The organism is Streptomyces huasconensis (assembly GCF_021028635.1).
Lineage (GTDB): Bacteria > Actinomycetota > Actinomycetes > Streptomycetales > Streptomycetaceae > Streptomyces > Streptomyces huasconensis.
Window position 1 is genome coordinate 6,578,881 of record NZ_CP086119.1, and the last position, 18,981, is coordinate 6,597,861.

The 18,981-nt window shown below is 72.2% G+C and carries 13 protein-coding genes; 5 read left to right on the plus strand and 8 right to left on the minus strand.

Features of this window, described 5'->3' with window-relative positions; all coding sequences use genetic code 11:
• Positions 1 to 11 precede the first annotated feature (11 nt).
• The 4 genes from J2N69_RS29405 (at position 12) to msrB (ending at position 3,350) form a co-directional block, all read left to right on the plus strand.
• Complete coding sequence (locus J2N69_RS29405; protein WP_230903380.1) at positions 12 to 797, plus strand: pyrimidine reductase family protein; 786 nt, start codon at positions 12 to 14, stop codon at positions 795 to 797.
• A gap of 133 nt (positions 798 to 930) precedes the next feature.
• Positions 931 to 1,404, plus strand: a complete 474-nt coding sequence (locus tag J2N69_RS29410) for an indole-3-glycerol phosphate synthase (RefSeq protein ID WP_230903381.1) — start codon at positions 931 to 933, stop codon at positions 1,402 to 1,404.
• A gap of 121 nt (positions 1,405 to 1,525) precedes the next feature.
• Positions 1,526 to 2,929: a UDP-N-acetylmuramate--L-alanine ligase gene (gene murC / locus J2N69_RS29415; protein WP_230903382.1), complete on the plus strand. Its 1,404-nt coding sequence runs from the start codon at positions 1,526 to 1,528 to the stop codon at positions 2,927 to 2,929.
• Positions 2,930 to 2,942: 13 nt separating this feature from the next.
• A complete protein-coding gene (gene msrB / locus J2N69_RS29420; protein WP_230903383.1) occupies positions 2,943 to 3,350 on the plus strand; it encodes a peptide-methionine (R)-S-oxide reductase MsrB in 408 nt (135 codons plus the stop codon).
• 367 nt (positions 3,351 to 3,717) lie between these two features.
• Here the strand turns inward: msrB and J2N69_RS29425 are convergent, their stop codons facing one another.
• The gene (locus J2N69_RS29425; protein WP_230903384.1) at positions 3,718 to 6,753 is read right to left on the minus strand and encodes an AfsR/SARP family transcriptional regulator; all 3,036 of its coding nucleotides are present in this window, start codon (positions 6,751 to 6,753) and stop codon (positions 3,718 to 3,720) included.
• 213 nt (positions 6,754 to 6,966) lie between these two features.
• Here J2N69_RS29425 and J2N69_RS29430 point away from each other — a divergent pair, with 213 nt between their 5' ends.
• On the plus strand, positions 6,967 to 9,480 hold the full coding sequence (locus tag J2N69_RS29430; protein ID WP_230903385.1) for a tetratricopeptide repeat protein: 2,514 nt from the start codon (positions 6,967 to 6,969) through the stop codon (positions 9,478 to 9,480).
• Between the two features lie 426 nt (positions 9,481 to 9,906).
• Here the strand turns inward: J2N69_RS29430 and J2N69_RS29435 are convergent, their stop codons facing one another.
• The 7 genes from J2N69_RS29435 to J2N69_RS29465 form a co-directional block, all read right to left on the minus strand.
• Positions 9,907 to 11,181 carry a hypothetical protein gene (locus J2N69_RS29435; RefSeq protein ID WP_230903386.1) on the minus strand — a complete coding sequence of 425 codons (1,275 nt, stop codon included), beginning with the start codon at positions 11,179 to 11,181 and terminating at the stop codon, positions 9,907 to 9,909.
• 180 nt (positions 11,182 to 11,361) lie between these two features.
• On the minus strand, positions 11,362 to 12,672 hold the full coding sequence (locus J2N69_RS29440) for a M28 family metallopeptidase (protein ID WP_230903387.1): 1,311 nt from the start codon (positions 12,670 to 12,672) through the stop codon (positions 11,362 to 11,364).
• Positions 12,673 to 12,891: 219 nt separating this feature from the next.
• A complete protein-coding gene (gene rbsD / locus J2N69_RS29445) occupies positions 12,892 to 13,281 on the minus strand; it encodes a D-ribose pyranase (protein ID WP_230903388.1) in 390 nt (129 codons plus the stop codon).
• Positions 13,278 to 14,237: a ribokinase gene (locus J2N69_RS29450; RefSeq protein ID WP_230903389.1), complete on the minus strand. Its 960-nt coding sequence runs from the start codon at positions 14,235 to 14,237 to the stop codon at positions 13,278 to 13,280. Before J2N69_RS29450 ends, rbsD begins: the two co-directional genes overlap by 4 nt.
• 103 nt (positions 14,238 to 14,340) lie before the next feature.
• Positions 14,341 to 16,287, minus strand: a complete 1,947-nt coding sequence (locus tag J2N69_RS29455) for an ABC transporter permease/substrate-binding protein (protein WP_230903390.1) — start codon at positions 16,285 to 16,287, stop codon at positions 14,341 to 14,343.
• A complete protein-coding gene (locus J2N69_RS29460; protein WP_230903391.1) occupies positions 16,277 to 17,818 on the minus strand; it encodes a sugar ABC transporter ATP-binding protein in 1,542 nt (513 codons plus the stop codon). The genes J2N69_RS29455 and J2N69_RS29460 overlap by 11 nt, the downstream gene beginning before the upstream one ends.
• The gene (locus tag J2N69_RS29465) at positions 17,815 to 18,897 is read right to left on the minus strand and encodes a LacI family DNA-binding transcriptional regulator (RefSeq protein ID WP_230903392.1); all 1,083 of its coding nucleotides are present in this window, start codon (positions 18,895 to 18,897) and stop codon (positions 17,815 to 17,817) included. Before J2N69_RS29465 ends, J2N69_RS29460 begins: the two co-directional genes overlap by 4 nt.
• Positions 18,898 to 18,981 lie beyond the last annotated feature (84 nt).

The following is an 18,981-nucleotide window of genomic DNA, read 5'->3' on the forward strand; positions in this document are numbered from 1 at the left end:
AGACTGCGGATATGCGACGCCTGTTCCCTGTGACCGACCAGACAGCCGCCCCGAGCACCGCTGACCTGCGGGACTGGAGCCTCGACGAGCTGGCCGACGCGTACGCCTACCCCCCGGGGGCCGCCGCCGGGGAGGCCACGTGGCTGCGCGCCAACATGGTCTCCACGCTCGACGGCGCCGCCCAGCACGACGGCCGCTCCCAGCCGATCTCCAACGACACCGACATGCGGATCTTCGGCACCTTGCGCGCGCTCGCCGACGTCGTGGTCGTGGGGGCCGAGACGGTGCGGGCCGAGGGATACCGCCCGGCACGCGCGCGTGAGGCCTTCGCGGCGCGCAGGGCGGCGGCCGGGCAGACCCCGGCGCCCGCCATCGCGGTCGTCAGCGCGAGCCTCGACCTGGACTTCTCCCTTCCGCTTTTCGCCGGGCCGCTGACGCCCACGCTTGTGGTGACCGGCGCCGCCGCGCCCGCCGACAGGATCGCCGCCGCCGAGCGGGCGGGCGCCGTCGTGGTCGCCGCGGGCGAGGGCGCGACCGTGGACCCGGCGCGTGTGGCGCCCGCCCTGGCCGAGCGCGGGCTGACCCGGCTGCTCACCGAGGGCGGGCCCCGCCTGCTCGGACAGTTCGTGGCCGCGCGGGCGCTGGACGAGCTGTGCCTGACGGTCTCGCCGATGCTCACCGCGGGGGACGCGCAGCGGATCGCGGGTGGGCAGGCCCTGGCGACGCCCGACCAATTCGTACTGACGTCCGTACTGGAAGAGGACGGGTTCCTTTTCACCCGCTACCGCCGAAGCTGACAATCAGCGGAATTGACCGTTCCGTTTGGCTTCGGGCGGGCACACTAGATCTCGCAGAGCCCCGTGCGGCCACGGGGCAGGATGGTTTCCGCAAGGGCCTCAGAACGGCCCACGGACGAGAAGGGCGCCTGTCGTGTTCAGAAGCGTATTGATGATCGAGAAGGCCCTGACGTCCGCCGACGTGGAGTTCGTCACGACTTTGCACGGTGACGAGCCGGTCACCTTCCACGTACTGCTCCAGCCCCGGGGCGACCAGGCGGACCGGCTGCTGCGGGCCATCGACGACGTCGCCCTCGGCGAACTCGACGAAGCGGTGCGTGAGGGCGAGACCCCCGAGGGGGAGGACGCGGCGGCCCTCGGCGAACAGGCACTGCGGGTCTCGCTGGCGGCACTGCACGCGGCGGGCTGCGAGGCACAGGGGCGGCTCATCGAGGACCACCCGCTCGACGCGCTGCAGGCGCTGGTCGACGAGGCGGGCGCCGACGAGGTGATCGTGCTGACCGACCCGCACTACGTGGAGGAGTTCTTCCACCGGGACTGGGCCTCCCGGGCCCGGCACAAGGTGGGCGTACCGGTCCTGAAGCTGTTCTCGCACAGCGAGGCGTGACGCTGCGCCGTGCGGGGGCGGTGCTGCGGCCGCGGCGTGCGCCGCCGCGCAGGGAATAGGCTGGGGGCCGTTCACCATCGTACGAATGCGACATCGTCGCACCACCAGGGGAGACACACGCATGGCACCCGGCCTGCCCCAGTCCATGGCCGACATGGACCGACCGCACTTCATCGGCATCGGCGGCGCCGGGATGTCGGGCATCGCGAAGATCCTGGCCCAGCGCGGCGCCAAGGTCGCGGGCAGCGACGCCCGGGAGTCCGCCACGGCCGAGGCGCTGCGCGCGCTCGGCGTCACGGTCCACATCGGCCACGCCGCCGCGCACCTCGCCTCCGACGCGACCTGCGTCGTCGTGTCCTCCGCGATCCGCGACGACAACCCCGAGCTGACCCGCGCCGCCGAGCTGGGCATCCCCGTCGTGCACCGCTCGGACGCCCTCGCCTCCCTGATGCACGGCCGGCGCCCGATCGCCGTGGCGGGCACGCACGGCAAGACCACGACGACGTCGATGCTCGCCGTCACGCTCGCCACCCTCGGCCTCGACCCGTCGTACGCGATCGGCGGCGACCTGGACGTGCCGGGGTCGAACGCCCTGCACGGCGAGGGCGACATCTTCGTCGCGGAGGCCGACGAGAGCGACCGCAGCTTCCACAAGTACGCGCCCGAGGTCGCCATCGTCCTCAACGTGGAGCTGGACCACCACGCCAACTACGCGTCGATGGACGAGATCTACGAATCCTTCGAGATCTTCGCCGGCAAGATCGTCCCGGGCGGCACGCTGGTCATCTCGGCGGACCAGCCGGGCGCCGTCGAGCTGACCCGGCGCCTCCGGGACCTGGGCGAGCTGAAGGTCGTCACCTACGGCGAGTCCGACGGCGCCGACCTGCGCATCCACAAGATCACCGCGCGCGGCCTGACCAGCGAGGTCACGGTCGTCCTGAACGGCAAGTTCCTCACCTTCCAGGTCTCGGTGCCCGGCCGCCACTACGCGAACAACGCCGTCGCCGCGCTGGCCGCGGGCATCGCCCTCGGCATCCCCGCGCACAACCTCGCCTCCGCGCTCGGCTCCTACACCGGCGTCAAGCGCCGCCTCCAGCTCAAGGGCGAGGCGGCGGGCGTGCAGGTCATCGACTCCTACGCGCACCACCCCACGGAGATGACGGCCGACCTGGAGGCGATGCGCTCCGCCGCCGGCGACGCGCGCATCCTCGTCCTCTTCCAGCCCCACCTCTTCTCGCGCACCCAGGAACTGGGCACCGAGATGGGCCAGGCCCTCGCCCTCGCGGACTCCTCCGTGGTCCTCGACATCTACCCGGCCCGCGAGGACCCGATCCCCGGCATCACCAGCGCCCTGATCATCGACGCAGCCCGCGCGGCCGGCGCCGAGGTGGCGGCCGCGCCCGACAAGGACGCGGCGGTCGCGGCCATCGCGGGAATGGCGAAGCCCGGTGATCTCGTTCTGACCATGGGAGCGGGCGACGTCACCGACCTCGGCCCGCACATCCTGGCCGAGCTGTCGAAGTAGAGGGGACTCACCCATGTCGTACGACGTCGAGAAGCCGGACGAGCAGTGGCGCGCCGAGCTGACCCCCGCCGAGTACGCGGTGCTGCGCCAGGCCGGCACGGAACCCGCCTTCGTGGGTGAGTACACGGACACCAAGACCAAGGGCGTCTACTCCTGTCGCGCGTGCGGCGCGGAGCTGTTCACCTCGGCGGAGAAGTTCGAGTCGCACTGCGGCTGGCCGAGCTTCTTCGACCCGAAGGACACGGACGCGGTCGAACTGGTCCAGGACACCTCGCACGGCATGGTCCGCACCGAGGTGCGCTGCGCGCGCTGCGGCTCGCACCTCGGGCACGTCTTCGAGGGCGAGGGCTATCCCACGCCGACGGACCAGCGGTACTGCATCAACTCCATCTCGCTGCGGCTGGCTCCGGACGAGGACTGAGTGCCGCGGTGGTGCGAAGCACGGCGGCGGGGTCACCGCCGCCGTGCGGAGTGCGCGCCGCTGTCAGGCGCGGGGGCCTCCCGGGTAGGGGGCGGTGTGGGCGGGGTTCTTCGCCGCGATCGTTTCAGTGGTGGAGTTCCCTGAAGGCATACAAATCAGTGCCCCCACGACGGTTGCTGCAATCCCGATGATGGCGGGGGCCAGTCGGACGTGCTTCGAGATTCCCGTGTGTTTCTTCAGCGGCATGTGCGGATGAACTCCACTCTCGTTCCTGCGTTGATCTTGACGGGTTGAAGGTACCGTCCCCGCGAGGCGTTCGTACAGGAAAGTGGAAATCCCCGAAAATCTATACCCGCTGCCCGGGAAATCAGTCCGGAATGATCGATTCCGCCCTAGTCTCCTTTACCTCCGCCAACGCGGCCCGCGCCCGCGCCGCCTCCGCCGTCGCTCCTGTCCGTTCGGCCACGGCCGCCGCCTCGGTGAGGTGGTCCGCCGCTGAGGTGGTGTGGCCCAGGCGGTGTTCGGCCGCCCCCAGACCCTGCAGGGCCTGCGCCTCTTCGGTCGCCGCCCCGATGGTCCGCGCCAGCTCCAGCGCGTGGGTGTGGTGCTCGGCCGCCTCCTCGAAGCGGCCCGCCGCGTGCAGGGCGAGGCCCATCCCATGCAGGGTTATCGAGGCATTGCGCCGGTCTCCCAGGCGCTGGAACGAGTCGAGTGAATCCTGGTACATCTCCAGCATCGCGTGGAGTTCCTGCGGTGAATTCATGGTGTTCGCGAGATTTACTTGTGCCATGGCATGCTCTGCCGTGGTGCCCGAGACGGCGAGTACTTTCCGGGCCTCTTGGAGGTATTTCCGTGCTGATTCCCTTTTGCCGGCGCGCAGCTGGAGATCCGACAGGTTATTCAGCACGTGCGCCTCTTCGTGTGCGTCGCCGACCGTTCGGAACGTGTCGAGTGCCTTATGGAAATGGTCGCGGGCGGCCGGGAGATTCCCCAGGTACAGATGTGTGATGCCGAGGTTGTTGTGAGACCGGGCGACCTGCCATATAGCACCTGAACGCATGCGCAGTGTGAGGGTCTCCTCCTGGTCGGCGAGCGCCTCCGGCAGACGGCCGAGGTTCCACAGCAGTACGCCCCGCGCGTGCAGCACCTCCGCCACCGTCATGCCGTCGATGTCCCGGGCCGTGTCCAACGCCCGTCCGAGGACGGTCAGGGCCTGGTCGTACCGTCCGCTCCGCGACAGCGCCGCACCCTGGTCGACCAGCGCGTACGCCTCGGCCTCCGGGTGGGCGAGGCTCCGCCAGTGCTCCGCGGCCGCCCGGTGCATGCCCTGAGAGTCGGCCGCGTACTTCTCCTCCAGCAGGAAGCCCGCGAGGGACCCGGCGAGCAGTGAGGCCTCGTGCGGATGGCCGTGGGTCCGGCAGTGGCGCTCCGCGGCGATCAGCGCGGAGCACTCCGCGGCCAGCCAGCGCCGGGCCTCGGCGGCGCCACTCCATGCAGGTGTCCGGTGTGCGGAAACGCGGCGGGGAAGGTGCGGGCGCGGACGGCGCGGGGCGATGAGCCGGTCCGCCGCATCGGATGCCTGCACGTAGAAATCGATCAATCGGCGGAGGGCGCTTTCCCGCTCTGGGGCCCCTAGTTCGGACGCCGCCAGCATGCGCGAGTATTCGCCGAGAAGATCATGAGTGGTGTATCGGTCGGGTGTCGGTTCCTGAATGAGATGGGCGTCGAGGAGTCCTTCGAGTATGCGTTCCGCATCGTCGAATGAGAGATCGGTGAGCGCGGCGGTGCTGAATGTGTCGTAGTCCGGACCGAGTTGCAGACCGAGAAGCCGGAAAACGGATCTTTCCTCGGGGCGGAGCGTGGAGTAGGAGACTTCGAAGGCACGGGCCATCTCCTGGTTGCCGTCCCGGATCTCGCGCAGTCTGCCGTGCCCGTGGGTGAGCCGGTGCAGCAGGTGACCGGTCGTCCAGGAGGGGCGGGAGGCCAGGCGTCTCGCGGCGATCTCGGTGGCCAGCGGAAGCCGTCCGCAGAGTCGGACGATGGCGGTGACCTCGCGGACGCGTGGCGTGCGGCCTTCGCCGGCCAGTTCGCGGAACAGGGTGACGGCGTCCTCCTCGGGGAGTACGTCGAGCAGGACCGGCCGGACCCCGGGCAGCCCGGAGAGTCGGCGGCGGCTGGTGACGATCATCAAGGAGGGCGAGGGGCCGGGCAGCAGGGGCCGCACGTGTTCGGGGTCGGCTGCGTCGTCCAGGACGATGACGGCACGGCGGTGGCAGAGCAACGTGCGCCATAGGTAGACAAGTTCGTCGAGCCGGTCCGGGAGGTCCGTCGCGGGGACCCCGAGCATGCGCAGCAGCGCTCCGAGAGCGGACGTGGCGCAGAGGGGGGCCCGGCCCGGCGAGTGGGCGCGCAGGTCGAGGTGGAGCTGCCCGTCGGGGAACAGGGGTTCCAGGCGCCGGGCGGCGTGCAGCGCGAGCAGTGTCTTGCCGACCCCCGCCATGCCCGAGATGGCCTGCAACGCGATCACGGCGCCGTTACCCCGCTCCGCCGCGCGGGTGATGGCCGCCAACTCCTTCTCCCGGCCCACCAGTTCGGGGTGGCGCGGCAGGGTGTGCGGGGCGGTGGCGGCAGGCCCCCGGCGGGGGAGCAACTTCTGTGCAGGGGCGCCGTTCAGCACGAGGCGGTGCAGTCGAGTGAGCGCCTCGCCCGGGTCGGTGCCGAGGTGCTCGCGCAGATGGCGGCGGACGGTCTCGTACACGTGCAGGGCTTCGGCCTGTCTGCCACAGCCGTAGGTCGCGGTCATGAGGTGGGCGGCCAGGGTCTCGTCGCCGGGATGCCGCTCCAGTAGCGCGGCGATGTCCGGGACGAGTTCGGCGTAGTGGCCGCGGCGCAGTTCGGCCTCGATCCGGGTCAGCTGGGCGGCGAGCCGCTTCTGCGACAGGCTCGCGCGGACGCTCTCGGCCCACGGGCCGCCGAGCCCGGCCAGCGGCTCTCCGCGCCACAGCTCCGCCGCCTCCCGCAGCAGGGCAAGGGCCGCGGTGTCGTCGGCGCCATCCGCCAGGGCGCGGGCCCGGGCGGCGAGCTGCTCGAACCGGTGGCAGTCGACCTGCTCGGGGCGGACATCGAGCAGATAGGTGTGGGCCCGCTGGACGAGCAGGTCGTCGCCGGTGTTCTCGCGCAGGCGGCGCCGTATGCGGGCGGCGTAGGTGTGCAGCCCCGCGCGCGGCTTGGCGGGCGGGTGGTCGTCCCACAGCCGGTGGATGAGGGTGTCCAGGGAGACGGGGCGGCCCGCGTGGATGCCCAGCGTCGCGAGGACGAGGCGTTCCTTCGCGGAGCCGAGGAGGTCGATTCGCCCGTCGTATTCCAGGGCGACGGTTCCCAGGACGCGAATGCCGATCTCCACGAGTGCCCCCGTCCGCCGGCCGGCCTGTGCTGTGAATGGGCGTCAAAGAATCGCATGAGGTCGATATCGTTCAAATAGTGACGGTCATTTGTTCACTTCATTGGCTTGTTTTGGCTTAAACGCTGTTCTCGGCAGAGGTATGCGGTCTGACGCGAGCGCCTGACGGGTAGGGCTGAAACGGTGTGAGCCGTGGATCTCGAGAGAGGCGGCGCAATGGATCAGGTGACGGCCCTGGAATTGACGGCCGCCCTGACACTGGCCGCCGCCCGGCCGCGAGCACGGCGCGCACTGCTCGACATGGTGAGCGCCTCCGTGGACGCCGCCACGGCCGAGCTGCTCAGCACCTGGGCGTCGGCGGAGCAGACCGAGGTCACCGGCGAGACCCCCCGGGCGCTGAGCGCGGCCCTCGCGCAGCAGGCCGTGCACCGCCCGGAGCTGGCGCGGGAGTTACGGCGCTGGACCGCCACCCTCAGCCCTGCCCCTCTCAGCCCCACCACCCCTGGCCCCGCCCCCGCGGACGTCGCCAATTCCATCGGCGGGGCGGCCCATATTGAGGGCGCCGCCATCCAGGCCCACGGCATCCACGGCGGAGTCCACATCCACTCCGCCGCGCCCGCCCCGCCCCGCGATGCCGATGTCCCGCGCCAACTGCCACCTGTGCCGCCGCACTTCACCAACCGGAAGCGTGAGCTGGCCGAACTGGACCTGCGGGTGGCCGACACACAGGCGGCGCCGGTCATCGCGGTCATCAGCGGTCCCGCAGGAGTCGGCAAGACCACCTTGGCCAGGCGCTGGTTGCTCGGCATGGCCGACGCCTTCCCCGACGGCCAGTTCTACGCCGATCTGCGTGGCCACTCCGAGGGCGGCCCCGCACGGCCGGCAGAGCTGCTCGGGCAGTTCCTGCGTGCCCTCGGCCAGGAACGCATCCCCGCCGACCTGGGAGAAAAGGCCGCCCTGTGGCGCTCGGCGACCACGGGGAGCCGCATCGCCGTGCTGCTCGACAACGCGCTCAGCGCCGCGCAGGTCCGTCCGCTGCTGCCCGGCGGCACCCGCGCCCTGACGGCGGTGACCAGCCGGGGGCGGCTGAGCGGCCTCGGCATGGACGGCGCGACGTTCCACCCGCTGGACGTGCTCGGCACCGGCGACGCGGTGGAGCTGCTCCGGCGCCGGATCGGGGCCGACCGCGTCACCCGGGAGCCCGAGGCCGCCCTGGCGGTGGCCGAGGCCTGTGCGGGCCTGCCCCTCGCCGTGTGCGTGGCGGCAGCGCGGGTGGCATCGCGGCCGCGCCAGCCGCTGGCGGCGATGGCGGGCGCGCTCGGCGCCGGCGCGGGCGGCGCGCTGGACGTGCTGCGCGTCGAAGGGGAGTACGCCGTGCGGGGCGCCCTCGACGCCTCGTACCGCCTCTTGAGCACCGAACTCGCGCGTGGCTACCGGAGGTTGGGTCTGGCACCGGTTCCTGTGCTCGGGGTCGAGGCCGCCGCCGCGGCCTGTGGCCTGCCGACGCGGGAGGCGGACCAGCTGCTGGACGAGCTGGCGGAGGTGAACCTCCTCGAAGACCTCGGCCCCGATCCCCGTACCGGTACCGGCCGCTACCGCTTCCACGACCTGATCAGGGCGCACGCGGGACAGCTCGCCGCCGCACACGAGGGCTCTGTGGGCAGCGGGGCGGTGGTGCGGCGCGTAGTGGACTTCTACCTGTATGCCGCCACCGAGGCGGAGACCCTCCTCACCCCCAGCCACCGCATCTTGCCGCGTCACTACGCCCACCGCCCGGCGCCGCCCCCGCCCTTCACCGACGCGCGCGGCGCGCTCGCCTGGCTCGACGCCGAACGGGCTCACCTGATGGCCGTGTTGCGCGCCGCCGCCGAGCGCGGCTGGCACGACACCGCGTGGATGCTCACCGACGCCATGTGGCCGCTCTTCCTGCGCCTGCGTCCGTACGAGCTGTGGGTCGAGGCCCACGAGACCGGGCTCGCGGCGGCCCGCCGGGCGGGCGACCGGGAGGCCGAGAGCCAGATGCTCACCTCCGGCGGCGCCGGACTGCGCAACGCGGGCCGGCCCGACGCGGCGGTCGGCTGGTTCGGGCAGGCGCTGGAGGTGGCGCGGGCGAGAGTGGCCGCGGCACAGGGGCCGGGCGCCGACGGCCGGGGCCTCGGCGCCGGCGGCCCGGATGTCCTGAAGGCCGCCCGCCGGGCCGAGGCCCAGGCACTGCACGGCCTCGGTCAGTCGCACCGGCTCGCCGGGAGGCTGGCTGAGGCCCTGCGTTGCTTCCGACTGGCGCTGCCGCTGCGCGAGGCCATCGGATACACGCGCGGAGCCGCCTTGACCAGGATCTGCCTCGGTGATGTGGCACTGGCGGACGGGCGCCCCGAGGACGCCCTGCCGGAACTCGCCGCGGCCAGGGACGCCCTGCTGGCCGAGGACGATCCCTACGACGCGGCCCGCGCCCTGGCCTTCCTGGGCCAGGCCGCGCTGAGGTGCGCGGGTGACGACACGGCCGCGGTCGAGGCGGCGGAGGAACAACTGGTCAAGGCAGTGGGCGAGTTCGAGGCCGCCGGGTCGGTGCACTGGCAGGGCCGTGTCCTGGAGATGCTCGGCGAGGCGGCCGAGGACCGCCGCGAGACGGAGCGGGCCAGGGACTGGTACGACCGGTCCCTGGCCCGCTACCGCAGCGTCAGCGCTCCCGACGTGCGGCGGCTCGAGGCGCGCCTGCGCGCTCTGGGCTGAACCTCCGGCCCTCAGGGCACGGCCCGGCCGGGCCGTGCCCTGAGGGCCGTCCCGCCAGGACTTCCCCGTACCATCCGCGCAACAGGGCTACGACGTCCCGTCCCGCCGCCTCTCTCGTCTCCACGGACGGCCCGATCCACAGGGGTCCACGCCGGGCACACGTCACCCGGTCACCGCCCGCCCGGCGGACCACCACCAGCAGGCAGCCGGGATAGCGCTCCAGGGTGCGCAGGGCCAACGGCACCGCGTCCGGATCACGGCGCGGGCGGCCCGCGTAGAGCACATCGGCGCACTGCCGCCACGTCTCGCCTCCGGGGCGGCCCGCGACCTGGCACAGGCGGGAGCAGTCGAGGCAGACGATCACGGGGGCGCACGCGTTCGACGGGCTTGGCGGTGCCGCCCTCACGACGGACACGACCGCGGCCCTCATGCCGGGATCCCGTCGGCCGCTCCCGTGCCCGCCGGGGCAGCGGGCACCGGCAACACCGGAAGCGACGCCTCGTAAGCGGGCTGACCGATGCTCAGCAGCCGGTACATCAGCCTGCGGGTGTTGCGGGCGAACCGGCCCGGTTCGGAGGAGATCCGCCGCCCGATCCGCGCGTACTCCTCGGCCGGGTACTCGGTACGCGCGTAGGCGAGCTGCTCCGGCAGCGGGTGCGCCGGGGACAGGGCGGGCGCGGCGCGAGCCAGTTCCGCCGCGGGCGAGTCGGGATTGATGTCGGCGCTGGGGTAGCGGGCCAGCAGGATGACCGCGCGGGTCAGTGTGGCGTACAGCGTCACCGAGCCGTGGTCGCCGATCACCCAGTCGGCGGCGATCAGCGGAACGCGCCAGTCCGTGTCCGGCGGCAGCACGGTGATGCCCCGCCGCTCGGCGGCGGCCAGCCACGACCGGACCTGCCAGTCGCCGTGCCCGGCCCAGACGTTGGGGTGCACCAGGACCGCTATGCGGTACCGCGCGGGTTCCAGCTCCGTCAGGAGCCGGGGCAGGAGGGCGTCCAGACGGTTGAACGACGAGCCGAGCCCCCACGTGGAGGAGACGAGGATCAGCCGCTGCCCGCGGCGCAGGCCGAGGGCCGTGCGGTAGTGGCGGCGCAGCGGCAGGCTCGCCACGACCCGGTCGTAGCTGGCGTCGCCCACCACCTCGCTGACGGGCAGCGCCTCGGGGCAGGTGCGGGCCAAGGTGGCCAGGTCCTCGGAGTGGGCGAGGGCCAGCGCCTTCGGCACCACCTTGCCGTCACGGGTCAGGTACTGCCGTCCCAGCTCCCCGACGGTGCGCGGCGCCCCCGGGTCGCGGTCATCCGTCGTACGGGACAGCTTGATGTGGCCCGCGCCGTGCGGCATCCGCAGGAGGGGGCCGCGCAACCGGTCGATGCCCTGTGAACCGGCCGCGAGCACCAGGTCGAACTCCTGGCGCACCGCCTCCTCCCAGGGCAGGGCGGTGCTGTTCAGCGCGCGCAGGATGCGTTCCGCTCCCGCGTTGAACGCGTGCGGTGCGATGGTGAAGTGGATCTGGATGCGCAGGTCCGACTCCAGCAGCGGGAGCACGTCCCGCAGCCGGCTGCCGTAGACCTCGGTGTGGACGACGACGAGGACGCGCTTGCAGTGGGTCAGGGTCAGCCACTGCGAGCCGTGCCCGGGTCCGGAGAGGGCTCCGGACCCGGGTAACGGCTCCGTGGAGGTGGTGCTGTGCTCAACCGCCATGGTGTCCCCCGGTGGTATGGGCTCCCGTTGGGTGTTCGGGCTTCGGCCGAGGGATGCCCCGAGGTCCGGGCGGAAGGCTTGCACGGTGCTTGCGGAACCCTTGCAGCGCGTGTTCTGGCGGCGGGAGATTCTCGCGGCGCGGCCTCCTCGCGGGGAGGAGGCGCGCTGCCCGGGCGCGGGCTAGAAGGTCAGCTTCCAGCCGTTGAGATACCCGGTGTCCTGCGCCGCCACGTCCTGCACCCGCAGCTTCCACGCGCCGTTCGCGGTCTCGGCGGACGCGTCGACCGTGTACGTCGCGATGACGTTGTCCGCCGAGTCGTTGCTGCTGGAGTTCTTCAGGCGGTACGCGGTGCCGTCCGGGGCGAGGAGGTCGATGACCACGTCACCGCGCCAGGTGTGGCGGATGTCGACGTCCACCTTGAGGGCGGCCGGGGCGTTGCCGGTGCGGCCGGCCACGTTCACCGTCGAGGTCACCGCTGCGCCGTTGTCCGGGATGGCGACGTCCGTGGTGTTCTCGTACGCGTCACCGGGCGGGACCGGGGTGTCGGTGCCGAGGGTCCATACGGCGTGGGCGATGGCGTCGCTGTTGCGGTCCAGGGCGGTGTCGTTGATGTTCGTCGTCGTGTCACACGACGAGTGGTAGCAGCGGTCGAAGGCCTGGCCCGCCGTGCCGCCCCACTTCTGCGCCTGCGCGCTGGACTTGGCGCGCTCGGCGCCGCTGAACAGACCGCCGACGGGGATGCCGACGTTCTTGAACGGGGCGTGGTCGGAGCGGCCGTCACCCTCGGTCTCGATCTCCGTCGGGACGTTCAGAGCGGCGTAGTAGTCCTTGAACGTCTTCTCGATGACCGGGTCGTCGTCGTAGACGAAGTAGCCGGCGTTCGGCGAGCCGATCATGTCGAAGTTCAGATAGCCGCTGACCTTCGAACGCTCCGTGGTGGGCAGGTTGTTGACGTAGTACCGGGAGCCGACCATGCCCAGCTCCTCGGCGCCCCACCAGGCGAACCGCAGGTGCTTGGCCGGCTTGAGCTGGGCGCGGGAGACCGCGAGCGCCGTCTCCAGGACGCCCGCCGAGCCCGAGCCGTTGTCGTTGACGCCGGGCCCGGACGAGACGCTGTCGAGGTGCGCGCCCGCCATCAGGACCTTGTTCGGGTCGCCGCCCGGCCAGTCCGCGACGAGGTTGTAGCCCGTGGCGCCGCCGGACGTGAACTGCTGCACGGTCGTGGTGAACCCGGCCGCGTCCAGCTTGCCCTTCACGTAGTCGAGGGAGGCCTTGTAGCCGGGGCGTCCGTGGGCGCGGTTGCCGCCGTTGGCCGAGGCTATGGACTGGAACTGGGTCAGGTGCGCCTTGACGTTGGCGAGGGGGAGGTCGGGGGCCGCGAGCGTGGGAGAGGGGGCGGCGGGCGCGGCGATGGCGGGAGCGGCGGTGGCGAGCAGGCCGCCGATGGCCACTGCGGCGGCACCGACGGCCGCACGTCTGGAGAGATTCATGTGTGGGGCTCCGTATTCCGAACAGCGAGGGGGACGGAACGTACGAGACGCCCCGCGACGCGGGTGCCGCGGGGCGCCTTTGGAGCTGTGCGTTGCCTGATGTTGAGGGCGGGACGATCTGCCGTCAAGACCGGAAACCGGTCAGAATACGGTCAGCTGCGTTCGTATAGCGGACGGCTCTTCGGTCTCCGCTCGGTGCCGGCCGGCGTTAGAAGAAGATCAGAAGAAGACTCCGCACCTCAACAGCACATTCGCGTACGGTCGGGCCTCGCCGGTGCGGACCACGAGGCGGGCGCCCGCCGAGAGGCGCTTCAGCTCCTCGTGGGCGACCAGCTCCAGCACCGGCAGGCTCTCGCGCAGCAGCAGCGCCGCGTCCGGGTTGGCCTCCTCGATTTCGCGCGCCGCCGTCCCGCCCTCCACCACCAGCTCGGCGAGCAGGCCGTCGAGGACCTCCGCGAAGGCGGGGACCCCGGCGCGGAACGCCAGGTCCACCACGCGCGGCCCCGCCGGGATCGGCATGCCCGCGTCGCAGACCATGACCGTGTCGCCGTGCCCCAACTCGGCCAGCGCGCCCGCGAGATGGCGGTTCAGGATGCCCGACTTCTTCACGGAGCCGGGACCTCCGGAGCGTCCGGAGCGGCCGTGGGGAGTTCCGAAGCCGTCGGGTAGGAGTCCTGCGCTCCCTTACGGGTGACCGCGGCCGCACCCACCCGGGCCGCGTACGCGGCCGCCGCCGGCAGCTCCTCGCCGAGGCCGAGCCGCCAGCCCAGCGCCGCGGTGAAGGCGTCGCCCGCGCCGGTCGTGTCCACCGCGTCGACCTTCGGACTCGGCACCCGTACGACGTCGGAGCCGTCCGCGGTGAGTGCGCCCGCCGCGCCCAGGGTGATCACGACCGACCGGGGGCCGAGCGCGAGCAGCCCCCGCGCCCACTCCTCCGGAGCGTCCCCCGCGTCGGCGCCGAGGATCACGCGCGCCTCGTGTTCGTTGACCACCAGCGGATCACAGGCGGCCAGGACCTCGGCGGGCAGCGGCGCCGGCGGCGAGGGGTTCAGGACGAAGCGGGCGCCGGGCCGCAGCCCGCGGACCACCTCGGCGACCGTCTCCAGCGGGATCTCCAGCTGGCTGGAGACCACCCGCGCCGCCGCGAGCAGACCGCCCGCCGCGCGGATGTCCCGCGGGGTGAGGCGCGCGTTGGCGCCGGGCGAGACCACGATGCTGTTGTCGCCCGACGGATCGACCGTGATCAGCGCGACGCCGGTGGGCGCGCCACCCACCAGGACGCCCGCGGTGTCCACGCCGGCCGCGCGCTGCGCCTCCAGCAGGAGGGTGCCGTGGGCGTCGTCGCCGACCCGGGCGAGCAGCGCCGTGCGGGCGCCGAGCCGGGCGGCGGCGACGGCCTGGTTGCCGCCCTTGCCGCCGGGGTGGACGGCCAGGTCGGAGCCGAGCACCGTCTCGCCGGCCGCGGGGCGCCGCTCCACCCCGACCACCAGATCGGCGTTGGCGGAACCCACGACCAGCAGTTCGAGGTCCGCGCCGCCCGTGCTGCCGGCGTTGTTGTCGTTCATGTGCTGCTTCCTGCTTTCGTACGGTGATGAGGCGAGGGCGGTCACGAGGGGCCGCCAGGTGAAGGGGGCGGTCACGGGAAGGGTCGGTCCTGGGAAGAGGCGGTCAGGAGAAATCCCGCACGTTCTTCGACGTCACGATCTTCACCGGCACCTTCACCATCTCCCGCACCTTCTTGCCCCGCGCCGCCCGCACGGCGTTCTCCACGGCGATCCGGCCCAGCTCCCTCGGCTGCTGCGCCACGGACGCGTACAGCGTGCCCGCCCCGACCGCCTTCAGCCCGTCGGGGGTGCCGTCGAAGCCCACCACCGGCACGGCCTTGCCCGCCTTGGCGCCGAGCGCCTTGACCGCGCCGAGCGCCATCTCGTCGTTCTCGGCGAAGACGCCGTTCACGCCCTTGTGGGACTGGAGGAGGTTGGTCATGACGTCCAGGCCCTTGGTGCGGTCGAAGTCCGCGGGCTGCCTGGCGACGACGTCGATGCCGGGGTACGCCTTGATGCCCTCGGCGAAGCCCTGCCCGCGCTCGCGGCTCGCGGAGGTGCCCGGCGTGCCCTGGAGGACGACGACCTTGCCCTTGCCGCCCAGCTTCTCGGCGAGGGTCTTCGCCGCCAGCCGGCCGCCCGCCACGTTGTCGGAGGCGACGAGCGTGGCCGTCTCCGCCTTGTTCACGCCGCGGTCCGCCGCGACCACCGGGATGTCCTGCTTGTTGGCGCCGCGCACGGCCGGGCCCGCCGCGTCGGAGTCCACCGGGTTCACGATGATCGACTTCACGCCCTCGCCGGTGAAGTTCTGCAACTGGTTGGTCTGCTGGGAGGCGTCGTTCTGCGCGTCGGTGACGGTCAGGTCGATGCCCGCCTTCTCGGCCTCGGCCTGCGCGCCCTCCTTCATCTGCACGAAGAAGGGGTTGTTGAGGGTGGACAGCGACATGCCGACCTTCGGCGAGGTGCCCGGGGAGCCCGAGTTGAAGAAGGAGACGGCACCGATCACCGCCGCGACGACCATGGCGGCCACCGCGTACTTCACCGCCTGCGGCCCCTTGCCCCGCACGCCCCCGGACGCGCCCGCCGAGGCCCCGGGAGTCGCCCCGGCCCGCCTGCGCAACGTATCCAGCAGGACCGCCAGCGCGATGACGACACCGATCACGACCTGCTGCCAGAAGGCGGAGACCGACAGGAGGTTGAGGCCGTTGCGCAGCACCGCGAGGATCAGCGCGCCGATGAGGGTGCCGGACGCCTTGCCGACGCCGCCCGCGAGGCTCGCGCCGCCGATGACGACCGCGGCGATGGCGTCGAGTTCGTACCCCTGCGCGGCCTGCGGCTGCGCGGAGACCAGGCGGGAGGCGAGCACGATGCCCGCGACGGCCGCGAAGAGACCGGAGAGCGCGTAGATCACGAGCTTCTGGCGCTTGACGCGCAGGCCGGAGAGGCGGGCCGCCTCTTCGTTGCCGCCGATCGCGTACATGGAGCGCCCGATGAACGTCCGGCCGAGGACCAGCGCCGTCAGCAGGCCCATCACGACCATCACGATCACGGGGACCGGCAGCCACCCGCCCACCGTGTCACCGAGGTGCGAGACCGCGTCGGGGAACGGGATCGGGCTGCCCTGCGAGATCACCAGGGACAGGCCGCGGGCCACCGACAGCATCGCGAGCGTCGCGATGAACGGCGGCAGCTTCCCGTACGAGACGAGCAGGCCGTTGACGAAGCCGCACGCCATGCCCGTGGCGACGGCGAGGACGACCGCGAGCCAGACCGGCAGCCCCTCCGAAGTCGCCGACCAGGCCAGGACGGTGGCCGACAGCGCGGCCACCGAACCGACCGACAGGTCGATGCCCGCCGACACGATCACGAACGTCACGCCGAACGCGAGGATCGCCGTCACGGCGGCCTGCACGCCCACGTTGAGCAGGTTCTGCGTGGTGAGGAAGTCGCCGGAGAGCAGCGACATCGCCACGACCAGGACGATCAGGGCGCTCAGCGCGCCGTTGTCGAGCAGCACGCGGCGGAGCGTGGCCGCGCCACCCGCGTCGCGCTTCAGGGTTTCAGTGGCCACGGGAGCCCTCCGCTTCTTCTTCGTTCCGTATGTCCGATGGGGCCGCCGTACCGACGGCCAGCGCCATCACCGCGTCCTGCGTCGCCTCGTCCGCGCTCAGCTCACCGGCGATCCGGCCCTGCGCCATGACCAGGACCCGGTCGCTCATGCCGAGCACCTCGGGCAGGTCGCTGGAGATCATCAGGACGGCGTGCCCGGAGGCCGTCAGTTCGTTGATCAGCTGGTAGATCTCGACCTTCGCGCCCACGTCGATGCCGCGCGTCGGCTCGTCGAGGATGAGCACCTTGACGTCCGCCAGCAGCCACTTGCCGATGACGACCTTCTGCTGGTTCCCGCCGGAGAGCGTGCGCACGTGCTGGCCGAGCCCGGCCATGCGCACCTTCAGCTGCTCGGCGATGCGGGCGGCGTCCCTCGCCTGCCCCTTGAGGTCCACGAGCCCGGCCCGGGTCGCCGAACGCAGCGTCACCAGGCCGAGGTTCTCCCGCACCGAGGCGTCCAGGACCAGGCCCTGGCCCTTGCGGTCCTCCGGTACGAGGCCGATGCCGGCGCCCATCGCGGCGTTCACGTCATGCCGGGGCAGGCGCTCACCGCGTACGCCGACGCTGCCCGCGTCATAGGGATCGGCGCCGAAGACCGCGCGCGCCACCTCGGTGCGGCCCGCGCCGACGAGCCCCGCGAGCCCGACGACCTCGCCGGCCCGCACCTCGAAGCTGACGTCGTGGAAGACGCCGTCCCGGGTGAGCCCGTCGACGGACAGCAACGGCGGTCCGACGTCCGGCCGTTGACGCGGATACTGCTGCTCGATGCTGCGCCCCACCATGAGCCGGACGAGTTCGTCCTCCGGAGTGGAGGCGGGCACCTGGTCGACGCTGCGGCCGTCCCGCAGCACGGTGACGCGGTCGCCGAGGGCGGCGATCTCCTCGAGGTGGTGGGTGATGAAGACGATGCCGACGCCGTCCTCGCGCAGCGTGCGCACGATGGCGAAGAGCTTGTCGACCTCCTCGGAGGTGAGGACGGCGGTCGGCTCGTCCATGATGAGCACGCGCGCGTCCAGGCTCAGCGCCTTGGCGATCTCGACCATCTGGAGGCGGGCAATGCCCAGTTCGCGCACCTTGGCGCGCGGCGACACCTGGACGCCGACCCGCTTCAGCAGCTCGTCGGCGTCGGCCTCCATCCTCTTGCGGTCGACCATCCCGAAGCGGCGCGGCTGCCGCCCCAGGAAGATGTTCTCGGCGACCGTCAGATCCGGTACGAGGTTGAACTCCTGGTAGATCGTGGCGATACCGAGCCGCTCGGCGTCCTGCGCGCCATGGATGCGTACCTCCTCGCCGTCCACGACGATGCGGCCGCTGTCGGGGCGGTAGGCACCGGAGAGCATCTTGATGAGGGTGCTCTTGCCCGCGCCGTTCTCGCCGAGCAGGACGTGCACCTCGCCGCGGCGCAGATCGAAGTCGACGGAGTCCAGCGCGACGACCCCGGGGAACGTCTTGCGGATGCCTTCGATGCGCAGCAACTCGCTCTGGTCGCTCACGGGTTGCTCCTTCGGATTCGTACGGGGTTCTCCTCGCCGGGGTGCCGACCGGGGTCCTGACCGCTGTTCCCGCCGGCGCCCTCGCCGCAGGAACGCCGGACGACGAGGCGGGCGGGCAGGGTCACGGACCGGGGGCTCCTGCCCTCGATCCGGTCGATCAGGGCGTGCACGGCGGCCCTGCCCAGGTCGCCGGTCGGCTGGGCGATCGCGGTGACGGGCGGGTCGGTGTGCACGAACCACGGGATGTCGTCGAAGGCCGCGAGCCCGATGTCGTGCGGGACCCGCAGGCCGCGCGCGCGGATCGCGTCGAGGGCGCCGAGCGCCATGAGGTTGTCGGCGGCGAAGACGACCTCGGGCGGCTCGGGCAGGGCGAGGAAGCGCTCGGTGGCGCGGCGCCCGCTGGCGGCCTGGAAGTCGCCCTGGCCGATGTAGGCGTCGGGCAGGGCGATGCCGTGCTCGCGCAGGGCGTCGCGGAACGCCTCGACGCGCTCGCTGCCGGTGGTCGTGGCGGCCGGGCCGGCGATGATGGCGAGCCTGCGGTGGCCGAGGCCGTGCAGATGGGCGACCAGGTCACGGACGGCCGCGCGCCCGTCGGAGCGGACGACGGGCACGTCCACGCCCGGTATCCACCGGTCCACGAAGACCATCGGGGTGCCGGCGCGGACCGCGTCCAGCATCAGCGGGGAACCGCCGTCGGTGGGGGAGACCAGCAGCCCGTCGATCCGCCGGTCCAGGAGGGTGCGTACGTGGTGGTCCTGGAGCTCGGGGCGCTCGTCTGCGTTGCCGATGATCACGCTGTAGCCGAGCGCGCGGGCCGCCTCCTCGACGGAACGGGCCAGCTCGGTGAAGTACGGGTTCAGCACGTCGCTGATGACCAGTCCGAGGGTGCGGGTCTGGTCGGTGCGCAGGGAGCGGGCGACGGCGTTGGGGCGGTACCCGAGCGCCTCGACGGCCGCGACCACGCGGGCCCGGGACGCGGGGCTGACCGAGGGGTGGCTGTTGAGCACCCGCGACACGGTGGCGACGGACACACCCGCCTCGGCCGCGACGTCCTTGATGCTCACCGAGCTTGCGGCCATCGTCGGTCCACCTCCTTGTGGAATCGATTACACGGAGGATTGGAATCGATTACACGGGGCGGTGGCAAGAGGGGAGGGGGAGCT

What these genes read in the sequence shown, in the direction of transcription:
- J2N69_RS29430 (WP_230903385.1), top strand. Translation starts at nt 6,967, where the DNA reads ATGGATCAGGTGACGGCCCTGGAATTGACGGCCGCCCTGACACTGGCC.
- J2N69_RS29465 (WP_230903392.1), bottom strand. Translation starts at nt 18,897, where the DNA reads ATGGCCGCAAGCTCGGTGAGCATCAAGGACGTCGCGGCCGAGGCGGGT.
- J2N69_RS29405 (WP_230903380.1), top strand. Translation starts at nt 12, where the DNA reads ATGCGACGCCTGTTCCCTGTGACCGACCAGACAGCCGCCCCGAGCACC.
- murC (WP_230903382.1), top strand. Translation starts at nt 1,526, where the DNA reads ATGGCACCCGGCCTGCCCCAGTCCATGGCCGACATGGACCGACCGCAC.
- J2N69_RS29435 (WP_230903386.1), bottom strand. Translation starts at nt 11,181, where the DNA reads ATGGCGGTTGAGCACAGCACCACCTCCACGGAGCCGTTACCCGGGTCC.
- J2N69_RS29440 (WP_230903387.1), bottom strand. Translation starts at nt 12,672, where the DNA reads ATGAATCTCTCCAGACGTGCGGCCGTCGGTGCCGCCGCAGTGGCCATC.
- J2N69_RS29450 (WP_230903389.1), bottom strand. Translation starts at nt 14,237, where the DNA reads ATGAACGACAACAACGCCGGCAGCACGGGCGGCGCGGACCTCGAACTG.
- msrB (WP_230903383.1), top strand. Translation starts at nt 2,943, where the DNA reads ATGTCGTACGACGTCGAGAAGCCGGACGAGCAGTGGCGCGCCGAGCTG.